Genomic DNA, 13,808 nt, shown 5'->3' on the forward strand with positions numbered 1-13,808 from the left:
GAGCCAGCCCCCGCGCATCCAGCGATGGCGGGGCGTGAGGCAGTAGCAGGGCTTGCGATGGTCGCGGCCCCCTACGAGGAGCACCCACCATGGCCAAGCTTTCCAAGCCTGCGAAGAAGCCAGCGGCAAAAGCCGCAGCAAAGGCCAAGAAATCCCCGAAGTCCAAGCCAGCGGCCCGAAAGCAGGCCAATCCCAAGAAGCCCGGCGCACCGCGCGAGAACAGCAAGCAGGCTCAGCTGATCAAGCTGCTCGAACGCTCCCAGGGCGCGAGCCTCGACGAGATCGTCAAGGCGCTGGAGTGGCAGGCGCACACGGTTCGCGGCGCCATCGCCGGAGCGCTGAAGAAGAAGCTCGGTCTCAAAGTCCAGTCCAAGAAGGACGAACGGCGCGGGCGCGTCTATTTCATCACCGCCTGAGGCGTCTCGAACGGCTGACCGGTGGCGGCGTGGACAGCGCGGCCACCGGTTATGTCTTGCCAGCGTTGTACGATCACATCGACGTATTTCGGGTCCAGCTCGATCAGCCGTGCCCGCCGGCCGGCCCGCTCTGCCGCGATCATGGTCGTGCCGGAGCCGCCGAACAAGTCAATCACGACATCCCGGCTCTTGGACGAATTGCGAATGGCGCGCTCGACCAGCGCCACCGGCTTCATGGTTGGGTGCAGGTCGTTCTTGACCGGCTTGTCGACGAACCAGACGTCGCCCTGATCGCGCGCGCCGCACCAGAAGTGCTCGGCCCCCTCCTTCCAGCCGTACAGGATCGGCTCGTATTGGCGCTGGTAATCCGAGCGCCCGAGCGTGAAGGTGTTCTTGGCCCAGATGACAAAGGTCGACACCCGGCCTCCGGCATCCTTGAAGGCCTTCTGCAGCTTGCCAATTTCGTAGGTCGACATGCAGATGTAGACAGCCCCCTTGGTGACCGCGAGGATATTGACCGAGGTGTCGTAGAGCAGCACCCCGAACTCCTCGCCCAGCGCGTCGTTGAGGATCGGTCGCCGTTTCGAACCTCGTTTCGCCCGATTCCCGTCCTGGGCTGATTTGCCGTAGTCCACGTTGTACGGCGGGTCGGTAAAGGCCATGTCGGCCAGCTCGCCATCCAGCACCTTCTCGACATCCGACAACACGGTCGCGTCGCCACACAGCACCCGGTGCTCGCCGCAGATCCAGATATCGCCGGGCCGGCTGATCGGGTCAGCCGGCGGCTCCGGAACCTCGTCGGGATCGCCGTCGAGATCAGCATCGATCTGCAACAGGTCGTCGATCTCGTCCTGGCCGAAGCCGGTGAGCGTCAGGTCAAAGCCGGCTGCCCGGAGGTCCCCCAGCTCGAGCCGCAGGAGCTCGTCGTTCCACTCGCTCGCTTCCGTCAGCCGGTTGTCGGCGATGGCGTAGGCCTGGCACTGCGCATCGGACCAGCCGCTCGCGACAATGGTCGGCACCTCGGTCAAACCTTCGAGCCTCGCGGCCTCAAGCCGGCCGTGGCCAGCAATCAGCATCCCGTTTTCACGGACCAGCACTGGCATCGTCCAGCCGAACTCCCGGAGCGACGCCCGGAGCTGTTCGATCTGCTCCTCGCCGTGAATGCGGGCATTGCGCGGGTTGGCCGAAAGCCGATCGATGGCCCACAGTTCGACCTTGGCCGCCGGCCAGGCGACCTGAGATTTGACGGGTGAATTCATGGAAGATGCGGGCTCGTTGAGCGGTCAAATCCAACTGACCGCGGTTTGCCTAATCCGAAGATTTCGAGTTCGCGGAACTTGATTTTATTGGGTTTTTCGCCTTCCAAACCCAACCAAACTGAGGTTTTTCGATTTGGAAAAACACGCGAATTCCGGGCGGCGGCGCCGCCGCTTATGAGGCCCCCGGGAGGAAGGACCCGTTCGCTCGCTCGACTACGCAGTCGCTCTCGCCGCTGCTGCGTCCGCTTCAATTCCATCGATCTAACATCCGGACTCAACGCTGTCAGCCCCCAAAAATGTACTGGTACATTTTTCGCTCTCTTACGCTCGACTGCGATCAGCCACGCGGCAGCATCCGTCCGATCTCATGACCGATGCGGTTGACCAGCGCAGCTACCCCGCTCTGCCACGCCGCTACACTCGTGTCCTTTACCAACTCACGTCCGATGTTCGGGCCGTAAAGCCAACGGATCGGCAGACGCTGCTTCGAGGTGCGCACAAAGGCCCGGCCGAACCTCGAAATGATGAAGGTGTGCTTGAAGACGCGTCGCTTGTTCCAGGGCGCCGCCGATACGCCCTTGATCCGCTGAATGCCGCCGAACCACGCGATGTTGGTCTCCTCGCCGCGCGCCTTGAGCCGATATGTCAAGGTCGCCGGCGTCGAGCGGATCGTCGCCATCGCCTTGTCGATTGCGCCGTACTTGATGCCGGTCTGCTTGGAGAGTGCACGCTTGACCTGGGTGCGTCCCTTATCACCTTCGTGGTTCAGCGCGCGGGACATTGCCGCTCGCGCCTGCCCACCGCCCAGAGCCGCCAATTGATTACCGAACTTGGCAAGCACCTGGTCCTTGGCGTTGACCAGCAGTTTCATCTTGAGAGATGATCGCCCCTCACGACCGTGGCCATCATGCCAATTTCAATAGCGATTCCCCGGCGATTTGTCCGCGCGAAAAGTGTCCGGCGAACATTTTTCGCTCGGCTACGCCTACGCACCGGCAGATACCCGCTTTTGACCCATTTCGGAAGTCGCGGCGCAACAACGGAACCTGTAATGTAAGGATTCATACCCCACGGTTGGAGGTTCCGATTGAACGCCTTGGCTGCACAACTTGACCCCTTCATTGCCGAGGTACAGCAGCATTGGGGCGTGCCGGGATTGGCCATCGCAGTGGTTCGTCGCGATGGCCCTGTACTCGTGCGGGCCTATGGCGTGCGCGATGTCGCTACCTCTGTTCCCACGGATATCGCGACCACCTTCGCCATTGGGTCCTGTACAAAGGCCTTTACTTCAGGGGTGGCTGCGGCGCTGGTCGACGCTGACGTGATTGGCTGGGACGATCCGATCCGAAAATATCTGCCGTCATTCAAGCTGCATGACTGTTGGATCAGCGACCGCGTAACGTTGCGAGACGTGCTGGCCAATCGGACAGGACTATCGCGAGCAAGTGTCGCAGAATATGGCTCCGACTTGAGCCGAGCGGAGGTTTTGCGTCAAGCTCGCCACGTTCAACCCATTGCGGGCTTTCGCGACCAATTCACCTATTCCAACATTGGCTACGTCATTGCAGCTGAGGCAATGGCCATGTCTGTCGGTCATTCATTCGATCGTGTGATGGATGAATATCTCCTCAGACCACTCGGATTACGTGGGCGCGAGGTGTCCGATGCGGCCCGGGCGACTAACAATATTGCCGCTCCGCACTACCAGATTGATGGCAAGGTCCAGAGTGTTCCGTCATTATCCTTTGACAATCTTTTGGGAGCGGTTGGCCACTCAATGAGTGCCCAGGAGGCCGCGACATGGCTGGCTTTCCATCTCGAACAGGGTGGGCGCGGAGGCGTTCAGGTCATCTCGCAGCAGCAATTGAGGGAGACGCATCTTCTGCAAACCGTCCGCAGAGATCGGACTGCGAATGACGGATATGGCCTTGGCTGGCACGTCCGCAATCAGCGCATTCAGCATGACGGAACCGTTCGCGGATTTCGAACCAACATTTGGTGCGATTTGGAGGGCGGCGTCGCTATATTTGTGGCGACCAACATTGGTTCTGGCTTTGCTCATTTCGCAGTTACCAACCGAATAATTCAAGCGATGCGCGGCGAACCCTTCATCGACTGGATCACCTACTTTGATGACATGGCAAGAGTAGAGCTGAGCGAACGCGTCGCACGCTTCGATAAGGAGCGATTGGCAGAGCCAATTTCCGCATCCCGATGGTCGCAAAACGATTTCGTCGGTACCTACAGGCACGAAGGCTTTGGTCTGCTGCACGTCGAACCGAGAAGCGACTATCTATGGTTTCGGATTGACGGCTTGTCTGGCTTCGACGGTCCGCTAATGCGCTACTCCAGCTTGAGTTTCGAGTATCAAGGTGATCGCGACGCTATGGCCTGGCCCACGATGGCTGTCCCAAGGGCACCACAGGGTGAATGCGCCCGGGTTCGGTTTTGCGCTGCCGAAGACGAAGTCAACGCACTGACGTGGTATGACTGGTTCGGCAGTGCTGATTTTGTGCGGATCAAATAGCATTGCGTTCGACTCGAATACATCGAGCCACTTCCGCTCGTGGCCCATTGCGACCTTTTTGCGATGTCCCGGACGTTGCCTTCGTTACGCCGCCAGTTATCGGTACGCGCATCCGTTTTGTCTGGCGCGATGGCGATGTGTGGGACGTCGAAGTTACGGACTATCATTGAGGAGCATGGATGATGAGCATCAAGCGAGAGGATGTCGATCGCCGAAAGGTCGACTTCTCGGATGTACGGTCCGGCCGTCGGTTGCCGCCGATTCATCCCGGGGAAATTCTACGGGATGAGTTCCTGACCCCCATGGACATCAGCGTCTATGAGCTTGCGCACGCGATCAAGGTGCCGCGTTCGCGGGCCAATGACATCGTGCGTGGACGCCGCGGCATCACAGCTGACACTGCGATGCGTCTTGGCAGGTACTTTGGAATGACCGCAGAGTTCTGGATCAACTTGCAATCTCGATATGACCTCGATGTGGCAGATCTCACCGATCGGCGCGGATCGAACAGGAGGTGAAGCCGCGTGCGGCATGACAGGCCGATAGCTCGTCCGATCAGCTTTGTTCCTGGATGTGCCTGATCCCTCACCGCTGAAAGGCCGCCTACCTGGACCGGTCGTCAAAGGAAATGCCCTTCAGCTCCGCAGATCTGCAGGCCTGCCTGAATTCATCATCGCAGACGACCGCTGCCTCGAAATACTTCATCCGAAAAACGTGAGATCGTCCAACGACTTCTTCCTTGAAAGCAAGGATCGAGTCACTCAACAGTCGATAATATCTACTTCCATCGGATGCGGTTGCGGCTTGGACGGTTGACCGCGGTTCGTCGACAGCATCGAGAATCCGGGTCACATCGCAGAGGAATCTCGGAGGTTGCCTCTCACCTTCGGCCGATCTCACCTCGCACTCAAGAAACTCGAAGGCCTCCGGATCGATATCCTGCAACACACGTTTCATCTTCACCGAAACAAACCAGTATCCCGAATACTCTTCGAAATCCCGATGAAGGCGGCCGATTCTTGCATCGGCCATGAACACCGGACGCTCAGGATAGTCTCGGAAGCCTCGTCTCCCGAGCGGCGGCAAGAACGTGCGCGGACCAGTTAGGAAAAGCGCCTGGCCGTTAAGTACCTCGAATCCACTTGCCCGTGAGGCCGTGCGGCCTCTTATCGTACAGAATTTGCGCTTCTTGGCTGCGCCTCGTAGAGGCCCACCAACATCGGCGCTGGTCTCCACAAACTGGCCCGAGCGGCGGTTCTGCGTTCCACTCATGTTCTGGCTCGCTTTAATTGGGGCAGCCCGTAAGTAAAGGATAACCCCCTTTCCTTCATTTACGGAAGCCTCCGGGCTTCTGACGGACCCCCTCAATCAGCCGCCGTTTGGAGGTCACGGGTCGGCCTTTACCGCCGCTCAGCCGCCAAGCGACGACGCAAAGCGCATAAAGCCAGCGCTCGTTCGCCGCCGAGCGTTGCAGGCCGACCTTCCAGCAAATGGCCTTCCACCGGTCACCGGAGGCTCGCAGCCATACGATCTTGGCGTCCTGCGGCTCGAGCCACCGCAGCCATTCGAGGGTCTCTTCCATCCGACTGATGGCGTCAGCTGGGGGTGGTGGTCGCCGCATCGGCCGCGGCTCCTGGCCAACGAGGTCGGAGAACTCACGCATCATCGTTGGCCACGTGTTGAAGTATCCGGGGACGCGTACGCCGGGCAGTCGACGCAAGACATCGGCCGCCTCGACAAAGCGCGCCTCGATCAGGGACGGGTTCAACCGAGCGTCAGACATCGGTCTTCTCCTTCGGCTTGCGTTGGCCGTAAAGCTTTGTGCCGAGCTGCTTCACCAGTTCGCGCTCCGGCCAGCTAAGGCGTTCATCGTCCACGCTGACGACCAGAATGTTCTGCTCGTGCCAGCCCTCGTGCTTGACCTTGTCGGCGGAGCGACGCTCTCCACCGAAACCTCGGGGTGTCCACCTCATGGCTGATCCTCCCGAGCGAGGAGATCTGCCAACGCGCCGATGATGGACGCGGGCTCGTTGCCGTTGCCCAGCCGCCCCATGCTTGCAGCCAGGGCTGCAGGCTGAACGCCGTGCTGCAGCAGCAACGAGAGCGCAACGCAGGCATCGTTCAGGATGCCGTCCATGGTCGAGCCATTCTTGGCGCCGTGGGTGAACACCTCGCCGACTCGGCCGGTGATGAGATTGAAGCCGAGCGTGACGGCGTACGATCTGCAATCATGGACCAGCTCCATGGTGACGCAGGGACGACGGTTGGGCAGCCGCTGGCGGATCATCGCACGCCTCCATCGGTGGCGATGGACCACAGCAGGATGGCGAGCGCATCGGCCTCGTTGTCATCGACGGGCGCAAATCCTCTTGCCTTCACCGCGGCGAGGACAGCGGCCTTGTCGGCATTGCCCTTGCCGGCGATGAAGCGCTTGATGGTGCCCACAGGCACACCTTGGTACGCAACCCCGTGCTCTTCGCACCAGGAGCTCAGTGTTGCGAGGAAGCCGCCGTAGAGATGCGCAGCATCCGTGCCGGCATGCCGCCTGACTTCCTCGAAGTAGATCGCGGCAAGAGCAGTCGTGGTTATCCCATCGAGCCACCCGCGAAACCGCAGATAGCGGATGCCACCTCCATCGTAGCGGCTCGGCCGGAACGATACTGTGCCACTTTCGATGTGACCGCTGACAAGCCTCATGGCCCAGCCGGTCGTGGTGCCGAGATCGAGCGCGAGGATTGACGATCGTGGTGGTTCCGCTGGCTCCAGACCCAGCGGGACTGGCTTCGCTTCAGGCAAAGCTAGGTCGTTCGCGGCGCCGGAGGCGCGCGTTGCTGTCGAGTTCATCGATGAGATCCTTGATTGACGTGATTGTGTGGTGCGCGCGGTCAGGCGCGTGGTCTGGTCACATCACGAGATCTCTGGAGGAGGACGGGCTCGATAGATTTCGGGGCCACAGTGGCCATCGCAAAATTCTGCGTGGCCCTGACTAACCCTTTGATGGATTAGGGCAGAAGCCAGAGTAGCCACCCTCACCACCTTAAAAGATAAGATACTACGCGCGACCCCCGCCACATCTATGGCAATGAGCTTCCCATATATCTTCGTTCTGAGGTGGCCCCACTGGCTCGCTGGCTTCCGCGTGTATTGCCAATGACTTGAGCGAAGCCACATCCCTTCCGGTGATGGCTCTGCTGGCTCCGCATTTGCGATTTCGGGGCCACCACCGTGGAAGAGGGCGAAATCGATAGCGCTCATTGATCGTCCTCCTCACGGAGGGATGGGCCCTGCCATCCCGAGGGGCGTCCGAACTCCTGACGCTTGAGCGCGTAGGCATCGATGCGTCCGACCTGGGGCACATGCCGTACGGTCGCGCGTTTGGCGCTGTGACGTTTGGCCAGCAGGTTGCGGTCGATCAACGCCTTGACGATCTGCTGGGCTTTGAGGGTTTCGCCGGAGGCCTCGCGCAGCCGCTGGACCGGCAGATAGATCGCGGTCGCGTCGTACCAGGCGACGGCCTCGCGATTGTTCAGCTTGCGGTCGTAGTAGTCGGTACCGGTGTCGACCGACTTGATGGTGACGTCCCAGCGCTCCGCGATCCAAGCTCTGATGTTGGCGATCGCCTGTTCGTCGGGCGCGAGCGCATCAGCGTCTGACGATCGGGTAAACCGCTCCCACGCCCAATGGATCGCGCCATCAAGATCGATCGACCAGGGCAACAGGTCGAAATCCTGCGCCAGGCGGCCGGCCACAAGCGGCAGCGCCAGGCAGGTCGCCGCCCTCAGGCGCGCTGCGTCCGACTTCGGGCCTGCAAGCTTGCGTGCGGCTTCGATGATCTCTTCGCGCAGCACATCCGTGGCGTGGTGCCGCTGGCGCTCGATCAACTTGGCCACGAAGAACGGCCCGGCATGACCGAAGTGTTTCTCGACGCCGGCAATGGCGCGCATCAGTTCGGTCGGAACTGTGCGATCTACGTCGGTGACGTCGACATCGACAATGCGCACCGCCATGCCGGCGATCCAGGATGCGCCGTCGGAGCGGACTTTTTCCTCCAGCGAGCATTCGCTCGATAGCACGGCATAGGTCGACCAAGCGTAGCGCTGTTTCAGCAGCGCGCCCGCGGTGAGACGGGCTTTGCCCTGGCCGCCGGCGATGGCGTAGATCAGCCTTGCGACCGCGCGGCCATCGGCGTGGGCGAGTTCATCGAGCGCCAGCACCGTTCCGGAGGCAGCCTGGGCGAGCACCTCGATGGCGTTCTCGGTCGAGCGCATGGATTGCAGCAGGCCGGCGCCGATCGACGGCGATGTCCAGGGCGAGACGGCCAGGCGCTGCGCCGTCGTCTTGCCGCTCGATGAGAGGCCGGAGAGGTTGATGCCACAGCTGTCGAGGCCCGCGAGGGATTGCACGACGCCGGCAAAGCCGCAGAGCACGCCGAGCAGGAAGTGCGGGCATCCCCTGACTTCGGCCGCGGCCGCGACGGCAGCCTTCCAGCCCTCGATCGTGCCTCGAGCAACCGAGCCAAAGCGCGCTGCTGTCGCAAGCTCCAGGCGCGCCTTGTCGTCGCTCAGGGCCGATCCACCTGGCGTCACGAACATCGGATGGTCCATGCCGTCGACGCGGTGCCAGCCGGGGCGAGAGACGACCACGATCTCATCGTCGGGATCGGCGGCTTTGAGGATCTGCGCCGCGAGACTGTCGCCGTCGCCTTCGGTGCGCAGCCCTGCGGCGAACAGCGCAGCCTTGATCTCGCTGGCGCCGACCCGGGCAAGCGACGCCCGGTCGAAATCGACCGCCCGTATACGATCATCCATGGCTTCGACATGGACGCGCAGCCCGAACGCCTCCTCTTGGTCGAGGTAGCGCAGGCGCGCGACCGGACCGAACGGGGTCGCCACCGCTTCCCAGCGGTCCTGACCGCGTCGGTCCTTGCCTGCGTTCTTGTAGACCCGCACCGAGCCGTCGCTGGCATGACGATAGTCGACGAGGAGATTTTCGAGACGGGGTAGCGGGTAGAGCTTTCGTGTCTCCTCGATGGTCCGTCGGGTGGATGGCGGTTCGCCGATGATCGATGCTCCCAGCACCGGAGATTTCGGCACGAATTCGATCGCGGCGCCGAGGATCGTGCGGACCGCCGACACACCGCCAGTTGCGAGCACGTCGGCAAAGTCGGTGTCTGCCTGAGGCGGCAATGCGATCCAGACTCGTCGACCTTCACCGACCAGCCGCTCCGCAAGGCGGTCGGCAGCCTTCAGTCCTGCACCATTGGCATCGTGGTCCGCCGCGATGAGGACCTCGCCGATCTTGGGAGGCAGCTGGCATTCGGCCAGGTGGCCCGCGGCGATGGCCGCCCAGACCGGAAGGTCCGGCCTGGCGGTGCGGATCGCGAGTGCCGTCTCGATCCCCTCCGCGATCACGACGAACGAGGCAGCAGGGAACAGCCGGATTGCTCCGCCACGAATGGTACCGATCGATTTCTTGGGCGTATCGAGGGCGGCCTTTGCCGGCGCGACCGGATCGAGCCACGTCCGGTGCAAACCGACGGGCTCACCAGCGACGTCGCGCACAATCGCAACCAGCGCCGGATATCCCGCGCGCGTCTGAAAATGCGTGAGATCGGGGTGGAACAGCAGATCCTCGACCTGCGTCGCATCCAGCCCGCGCGCGCGGAGATACGCCTCTGCGTGGCTGCCCGGCAGCGGTGCCGCACGCGACAGGACGAAAGCAATCTCTCGCTCGGTCGCTCCTTGGGACGACGCCCCCGATGGATTGGCGCTGTTCATCGAGCGGTGCGGCAAAGCTCCTGCAAGATCCGCCGCAAACGACAGCAGTGCCCGGCCTTCCAATCCGGTCGCCTCGGCGACGGTCGACAGCGGCCCGCCCCCGACGTTGCCGTCGAACTCGAACCAATCGCCCGCGTGTGGTCCCTTCAGGTGCACCACGCACGAGCCCGTTTTCCGCGGGGCATCGCCGCTGATGTTGGCGAGCCGCAGGACATCGTCGACCTTGCGACCGTTTGGAAACAGCCGAGGCGCCCAGACCTGCACGGTCTGGCGCAGCGCCGCGCTGAGGGCGTCGATGTCGATCGACGGCTGCTCGATGGACTGCCGGCCGGCTTCGTTGAAGTCATACATCCGGCGTCTCCCTAGTCGAGCAGCACAAGGCCGCGCTCGGCGCGGGTGATCGCGGTGTAGAGCCAGCGGGCACGGTCCTCCGCCGTGCGGCCGAGCCCGTCGTCGTAGATCACGATGTTCGGCCAGGATGAGCCCTGGCTCTTGTGGCAGGTGATGGCCCAGCCCCAGACGCATTCGACCGAGGTGCGCTTCTTCTGGTATTCGCGGCGCTCGCGATCTGGATCGGGACTGACATGGTCCAGGAATGGCCCGCGCCAGATGCGGAAGCGCTCGCTTTTGCCGTTCGCGCCACCGCCGATTGTCTTGCCGTCCTCGGAGGTGATGGCGGCCGTGAATGCGATGTCGTCGCCGTCGTCCTTGATGTCGTCGAGCGTGACGAACATGCCGTTGACCAGGCCGACATCATTGCGGTTCTTCAGGCAGATCAGTTTTTCGCCGGCGCCTGTCGGAAACACCTCATCGAACCCGGCGGCGCGCTTCATCGCAACGTTGAGCTGGATGCGGGTTACGTTCCGCCCGCAGATGACCTGGTCGGCCCTGAGGAGCTGCTCCGGGCTGACGTCGGAGCGGCGCATCTTCCAGACGAAGTCGTCGTGGTGCCCGTAAGGGATCCACTGGCCTTCACGGGCGAGCGTCGCCAGCCGCAGCACGGCGCTCTCACCGGCCTGCCGATGCACCTCGGTCAGGAGCACGTCCGGGGTTGGCGTATCGAACGCGCCTTCGCCCTTGACCGGCGGCAGCTGCCCGGGATCGCCGAGCACGAGGGTCGGCTTGCCGAAGGCGAGCAGGTCACGCGCCATCTCGGCGCCGACCATCGAAACCTCGTCGAGAACGAGGAGCTTGCAGTCGCGGACTGCGGATTCGGTGTTGAGCACGAAGCGCGGCTTGTGCGCATCCTTCAGCCGCAGTTCCAGCGAGCGCAGCTGGGCCTCATCGAACAGTCGCTCGGCGACGCCGAGAGTGTGGAGACGAGCACGGATGTCGGCGGCTTCCTTTTCGAGCTTCTCGATCTCCTGCGGCGTTGCTTCCGAGACCCGGTAGACCAGCGAGTGAATGGTGGAGGCCGGCGTTCCCTTGCGGGTCATCACGAGAGCAGCCTTGCCGGTGAAGGCGGCATAGAGCACTTCGCCCGGCTTATCCGCCGAGAGGCCCAGCTCTTCGATGGCGTATTTGACGATCGTCGACTTGCCGACGCCGGCATAGCCGAAGACGCGGCAAACCTGCTGCTCCCTGGTCCGATTGGTGTACCAGTCCTTGATCGTCGCGATGGCCGCGCGCTGCTTGTCCGAGATGGAAATGGTCATGCCGCAGCCCTCCGATGCTGGTGACAGCGACGCGCGTAGGGGCACATCCGACAGACGTAGTGTTCGGGATCGTCAGAGATCCGTGGCAGCAGATGGCGGGACTCCACCGACCGAATGACAGCGACCGCGCGATCCGAAAGAGCCTGGGCGTCAGCGGGATCGAACGCGATCAGTTCGGGATAGAGCTGCATGGTGTCGCGGTTGAGCGCGACGAACAGCGTCCAGGCGACCGAGAGATAGGCCATGTAGATTTGGACCTGGGCCCAGTAGACCGGCTTCGAGATTTCGACGCCGCGCTTGACCGTGTCCTGCCAGGATTTTGCCGACAGCGCCTTGTGCTCGAAGAGGATCGGATAGGGCGCGCCGATCTCAGGACCGTCGACGATCACGCCATCGATGTGTCCCCGGAACCGCCCCTGCGCCGTGGCAAACCCAAATTGCGATCCGTCGCGACGTTCATTGCGCAGAGCAAAGCCGGCGAGCCGCAGCCAACGGATCGACATGTCCTCAAACCGATGGCCGGCCTCGAAGACCCGCAGGATACGGCCGTCGAATGCTGCGTCGGCATCGACCGGCGTGCCGCCGTACTCGAAGCAGAGCCTGCGCAGGCACGGCTCGCCGATCCGGGATGCGCCGAGGTAGTCGCGTGACGGGGACGCGTTGCGCTCAGTCGTGAGCGCTTTTTCCAGCAGCGCATCGAGCTGGTCGGCCAGCGCTGCACGCGGACCGCGTCCGCCGTAGACAAAGCCGGAGCGGTGATTGAGATCGATCATTGGCAGCCGCATCAAAAAGGCACATCGTCGTTCAGCGCGAGGCGGCCCATCGCCTCGCGAAACCCGTCGACGCAGGCCTCGATGATCCGGTCGATCTCGGCCGCGGTCCGCCCATCGAATGCCGGCATCAGGCCGAGTTCGCCGATGACTTCCGCGAAGGGCCGGCGGGCCTCCTTGATGGCTTTGGTCTCGATTGCAGTCTTGTCGATCATGCCGTTCATTCTTCCTGCGATGGCCGCACCTGCCCGTTGGCAGGCAAGCGAACAGAAGGCGTAGGTCGGGTGGAGATCCGGCCGCAGCGCGTGGGTGAAGAAGAAGCCGCGCGCGGACCGCGCGCAGATGGTGCAGGGTCTCAACCGATCAGCAGTTGCGAGAGCTTCCGCGACCCTGGTGCGTCCGGCGCCTGTGCGATCCGCTGCGAAGCGAGCGCGATCCAGCGGCTGGTGGCTGCCTCCGCGATGTTCTCGAGTTCGCAGGAGGTCAGGCTGCGGATCGGCCGGTTGAGGCGAACCGCCCCTTCGAGCCACTCGGCGACGGCCTTTGCGCATTGCTGTCTCACGTGATCGGCCCAGAGATCGTCGGGGTTGCGGCTCGTCGGCCCAGTCGCGGCCATGGCTCACTCGTTGAGCCAGGCGGGACCGGAGCGCTGTTGCGCCTGATGGGACGCGGCCGCCTGGTTCTGCTGCCAGGCGGGCGCCGCGCCGGCAAAACCGGTGTTGCCGTTTGCCGGCCCCGTGGCGGCCGTACGTGGGGGTGACGCGTTTCTGGCCGGCGTGGCCGGAGAGGCGGCCTGCGCGCGCCAGGCGGGCGCCGTGTCGGCCGGCGTTGCCGCGGCTTTCGGCGCTCGGCGTGTGCCAGGGCGCGGCGGCACGTCCTCGCCCTTCATCACCTTCGACCATTCCGGCAAGTCTGGGGTGACCGCGATGTCGAGGCGGTTCTGATCGGACTGACCGTCACGACCCGGCTCGACCTTGATCTTGGCGATGAAGGTGATGCCATCCAGCGCTTTGAGCGCCGGCAGCGTGCGCTTGGCCTTGGCCTGCGGGCTTTCATCGCTGGGATCGAGCCCGAGCGCGCTCTCGATCATTCCGCGAATGGTGCGCTTGGTGATGAGCCATCCCATCGAGACGCCCTTCTCGTCGACCTTGCCGCCGGACACCGTCAGTGCCTGCCAGAACTTGCGGCGGATGTGAGGTCCCTCGGTCACAGTGAATTCGCAGTCCAGCATCCGGACGTCGGAGCCGGGCTGGGTCGAGGCCTTCAGCAGCCCCGCATCCATCGGCGTGTTGCCGTCGATGCCGCCAGGACGGATGGCCATCACCACCTTGGCGAAGGATCCGTCGGGAATGAGATCGGAGGAGCGCTGCGGTTCTGCGTCATTGAGATCGAGCATGGTCATGC

Annotated in this window: 16 protein-coding genes; 3 read left to right on the forward strand and 13 right to left on the reverse strand. The window is 63.0% G+C overall.

Annotation, left to right across the window (positions count from 1 at the left end; genetic code table 11):
• The first annotated feature begins 89 nt into the window (after positions 1 to 89).
• Entirely contained in the window at positions 90 to 416 is a 327-nt protein-coding gene (locus ACQR1I_RS19765; protein WP_434888798.1) for a DUF3489 domain-containing protein, read from the forward strand.
• Here ACQR1I_RS19765 and ACQR1I_RS19770 read toward each other — a convergent pair.
• Together ACQR1I_RS19770 and ACQR1I_RS19775 are read right to left on the reverse strand one after the other, a co-directional pair.
• A complete protein-coding gene (locus tag ACQR1I_RS19770) occupies positions 398 to 1,675 on the reverse strand; it encodes a site-specific DNA-methyltransferase (RefSeq protein WP_434888799.1) in 1,278 nt (425 codons plus the stop codon). The genes ACQR1I_RS19765 and ACQR1I_RS19770 overlap by 19 nt on opposite strands.
• A 337-nt stretch (positions 1,676 to 2,012) precedes the next feature.
• The gene (locus ACQR1I_RS19775; protein WP_434888800.1) at positions 2,013 to 2,546 is read right to left on the reverse strand and encodes a hypothetical protein; all 534 of its coding nucleotides are present in this window, start codon (positions 2,544 to 2,546) and stop codon (positions 2,013 to 2,015) included.
• A 216-nt stretch (positions 2,547 to 2,762) separates the two neighbouring features.
• On the opposite strand from ACQR1I_RS19775, the gene ACQR1I_RS19780 reads away from it, so the two are divergent.
• Together ACQR1I_RS19780 and ACQR1I_RS19785 are read left to right on the forward strand one after the other, a co-directional pair.
• Positions 2,763 to 4,202 (forward strand): serine hydrolase domain-containing protein, encoded by a 1,440-nt coding sequence (locus ACQR1I_RS19780; protein WP_434888801.1) that lies wholly within the window; start codon positions 2,763 to 2,765, stop codon positions 4,200 to 4,202.
• Positions 4,203 to 4,381: 179 nt separating this feature from the next.
• Positions 4,382 to 4,720 carry a HigA family addiction module antitoxin gene (locus tag ACQR1I_RS19785; RefSeq protein ID WP_434888802.1) on the forward strand — a complete coding sequence of 113 codons (339 nt, stop codon included), beginning with the start codon at positions 4,382 to 4,384 and terminating at the stop codon, positions 4,718 to 4,720.
• Between the two features lie 85 nt (positions 4,721 to 4,805).
• Here ACQR1I_RS19785 and ACQR1I_RS19790 read toward each other — a convergent pair whose 3' ends face one another.
• From ACQR1I_RS19790 to ACQR1I_RS19840, 11 genes are all read right to left on the reverse strand, one after another.
• Positions 4,806 to 5,474 carry an imm11 family protein gene (locus ACQR1I_RS19790; protein WP_434888803.1) on the reverse strand — a complete coding sequence of 223 codons (669 nt, stop codon included), beginning with the start codon at positions 5,472 to 5,474 and terminating at the stop codon, positions 4,806 to 4,808.
• 55 nt (positions 5,475 to 5,529) lie between these two features.
• The gene (locus ACQR1I_RS19795; protein WP_434888804.1) at positions 5,530 to 5,985 is read right to left on the reverse strand and encodes a DUF6362 family protein; all 456 of its coding nucleotides are present in this window, start codon (positions 5,983 to 5,985) and stop codon (positions 5,530 to 5,532) included.
• Complete coding sequence (locus ACQR1I_RS19800; RefSeq protein ID WP_434888805.1) at positions 5,978 to 6,175, reverse strand: hypothetical protein; 198 nt, start codon at positions 6,173 to 6,175, stop codon at positions 5,978 to 5,980. The genes ACQR1I_RS19795 and ACQR1I_RS19800 overlap by 8 nt, the downstream gene beginning before the upstream one ends.
• A complete protein-coding gene (locus tag ACQR1I_RS19805) occupies positions 6,172 to 6,489 on the reverse strand; it encodes a ribonucleotide reductase (protein WP_434888806.1) in 318 nt (105 codons plus the stop codon). The genes ACQR1I_RS19800 and ACQR1I_RS19805 overlap by 4 nt, the downstream gene beginning before the upstream one ends.
• On the reverse strand, positions 6,486 to 6,899 hold the full coding sequence (locus tag ACQR1I_RS19810) for a hypothetical protein (protein ID WP_434888834.1): 414 nt from the start codon (positions 6,897 to 6,899) through the stop codon (positions 6,486 to 6,488). Before ACQR1I_RS19810 ends, ACQR1I_RS19805 begins: the two co-directional genes overlap by 4 nt.
• A gap of 554 nt (positions 6,900 to 7,453) precedes the next feature.
• A complete protein-coding gene (locus ACQR1I_RS19815) occupies positions 7,454 to 10,330 on the reverse strand; it encodes a DUF927 domain-containing protein (RefSeq protein ID WP_434888807.1) in 2,877 nt (958 codons plus the stop codon).
• Positions 10,331 to 10,341: 11 nt separating this feature from the next.
• Positions 10,342 to 11,634, reverse strand: a complete 1,293-nt coding sequence (locus ACQR1I_RS19820; protein ID WP_434888808.1) for an ATP-dependent DNA helicase — start codon at positions 11,632 to 11,634, stop codon at positions 10,342 to 10,344.
• The gene (locus ACQR1I_RS19825) at positions 11,631 to 12,407 is read right to left on the reverse strand and encodes a hypothetical protein (protein ID WP_434888809.1); all 777 of its coding nucleotides are present in this window, start codon (positions 12,405 to 12,407) and stop codon (positions 11,631 to 11,633) included. The genes ACQR1I_RS19820 and ACQR1I_RS19825 overlap by 4 nt, the downstream gene beginning before the upstream one ends.
• Before the next feature lie 11 nt (positions 12,408 to 12,418).
• Positions 12,419 to 12,628 (reverse strand): DUF6511 domain-containing protein, encoded by a 210-nt coding sequence (locus tag ACQR1I_RS19830; RefSeq protein WP_434888810.1) that lies wholly within the window; start codon positions 12,626 to 12,628, stop codon positions 12,419 to 12,421.
• 131 nt (positions 12,629 to 12,759) lie between these two features.
• The gene (locus ACQR1I_RS19835; RefSeq protein WP_434888811.1) at positions 12,760 to 13,020 is read right to left on the reverse strand and encodes a hypothetical protein; all 261 of its coding nucleotides are present in this window, start codon (positions 13,018 to 13,020) and stop codon (positions 12,760 to 12,762) included.
• Between the two features lie 3 nt (positions 13,021 to 13,023).
• Positions 13,024 to 13,800: a hypothetical protein gene (locus ACQR1I_RS19840; protein WP_434888812.1), complete on the reverse strand. Its 777-nt coding sequence runs from the start codon at positions 13,798 to 13,800 to the stop codon at positions 13,024 to 13,026.
• Positions 13,801 to 13,808 lie beyond the last annotated feature (8 nt).

Origin of the sequence: Bradyrhizobium sp. HKCCYLS2038 (genome assembly GCF_051167655.1) — a bacterium.
Taxonomy (GTDB): Bacteria; Pseudomonadota; Alphaproteobacteria; order Rhizobiales; family Xanthobacteraceae; genus Bradyrhizobium.

Bases quoted from the DNA above. Each gene is read 5' to 3' on its own strand.
- ACQR1I_RS19775 (WP_434888800.1), bottom strand. From the start codon at position 2,546: ATGAAACTGCTGGTCAACGCCAAGGACCAGGTGCTTGCCAAGTTCGGT.
- ACQR1I_RS19840 (WP_434888812.1), bottom strand. From the start codon at position 13,800: ATGCTCGATCTCAATGACGCAGAACCGCAGCGCTCCTCCGATCTCATT.
- ACQR1I_RS19830 (WP_434888810.1), bottom strand. From the start codon at position 12,628: ATGAACGGCATGATCGACAAGACTGCAATCGAGACCAAAGCCATCAAG.
- ACQR1I_RS19770 (WP_434888799.1), bottom strand. From the start codon at position 1,675: ATGAATTCACCCGTCAAATCTCAGGTCGCCTGGCCGGCGGCCAAGGTC.
- ACQR1I_RS19765 (WP_434888798.1), top strand. From the start codon at position 90: ATGGCCAAGCTTTCCAAGCCTGCGAAGAAGCCAGCGGCAAAAGCCGCA.
- ACQR1I_RS19805 (WP_434888806.1), bottom strand. From the start codon at position 6,489: ATGATCCGCCAGCGGCTGCCCAACCGTCGTCCCTGCGTCACCATGGAG.
- ACQR1I_RS19810 (WP_434888834.1), bottom strand. From the start codon at position 6,899: ATGAGGCTTGTCAGCGGTCACATCGAAAGTGGCACAGTATCGTTCCGG.
- ACQR1I_RS19785 (WP_434888802.1), top strand. From the start codon at position 4,382: ATGATGAGCATCAAGCGAGAGGATGTCGATCGCCGAAAGGTCGACTTC.
- ACQR1I_RS19820 (WP_434888808.1), bottom strand. From the start codon at position 11,634: ATGACCATTTCCATCTCGGACAAGCAGCGCGCGGCCATCGCGACGATC.
- ACQR1I_RS19790 (WP_434888803.1), bottom strand. From the start codon at position 5,474: ATGAGTGGAACGCAGAACCGCCGCTCGGGCCAGTTTGTGGAGACCAGC.
- ACQR1I_RS19815 (WP_434888807.1), bottom strand. From the start codon at position 10,330: ATGTATGACTTCAACGAAGCCGGCCGGCAGTCCATCGAGCAGCCGTCG.
- ACQR1I_RS19795 (WP_434888804.1), bottom strand. From the start codon at position 5,985: ATGTCTGACGCTCGGTTGAACCCGTCCCTGATCGAGGCGCGCTTTGTC.
- ACQR1I_RS19825 (WP_434888809.1), bottom strand. From the start codon at position 12,407: ATGATCGATCTCAATCACCGCTCCGGCTTTGTCTACGGCGGACGCGGT.
- ACQR1I_RS19800 (WP_434888805.1), bottom strand. From the start codon at position 6,175: ATGAGGTGGACACCCCGAGGTTTCGGTGGAGAGCGTCGCTCCGCCGAC.
- ACQR1I_RS19835 (WP_434888811.1), bottom strand. From the start codon at position 13,020: ATGGCCGCGACTGGGCCGACGAGCCGCAACCCCGACGATCTCTGGGCC.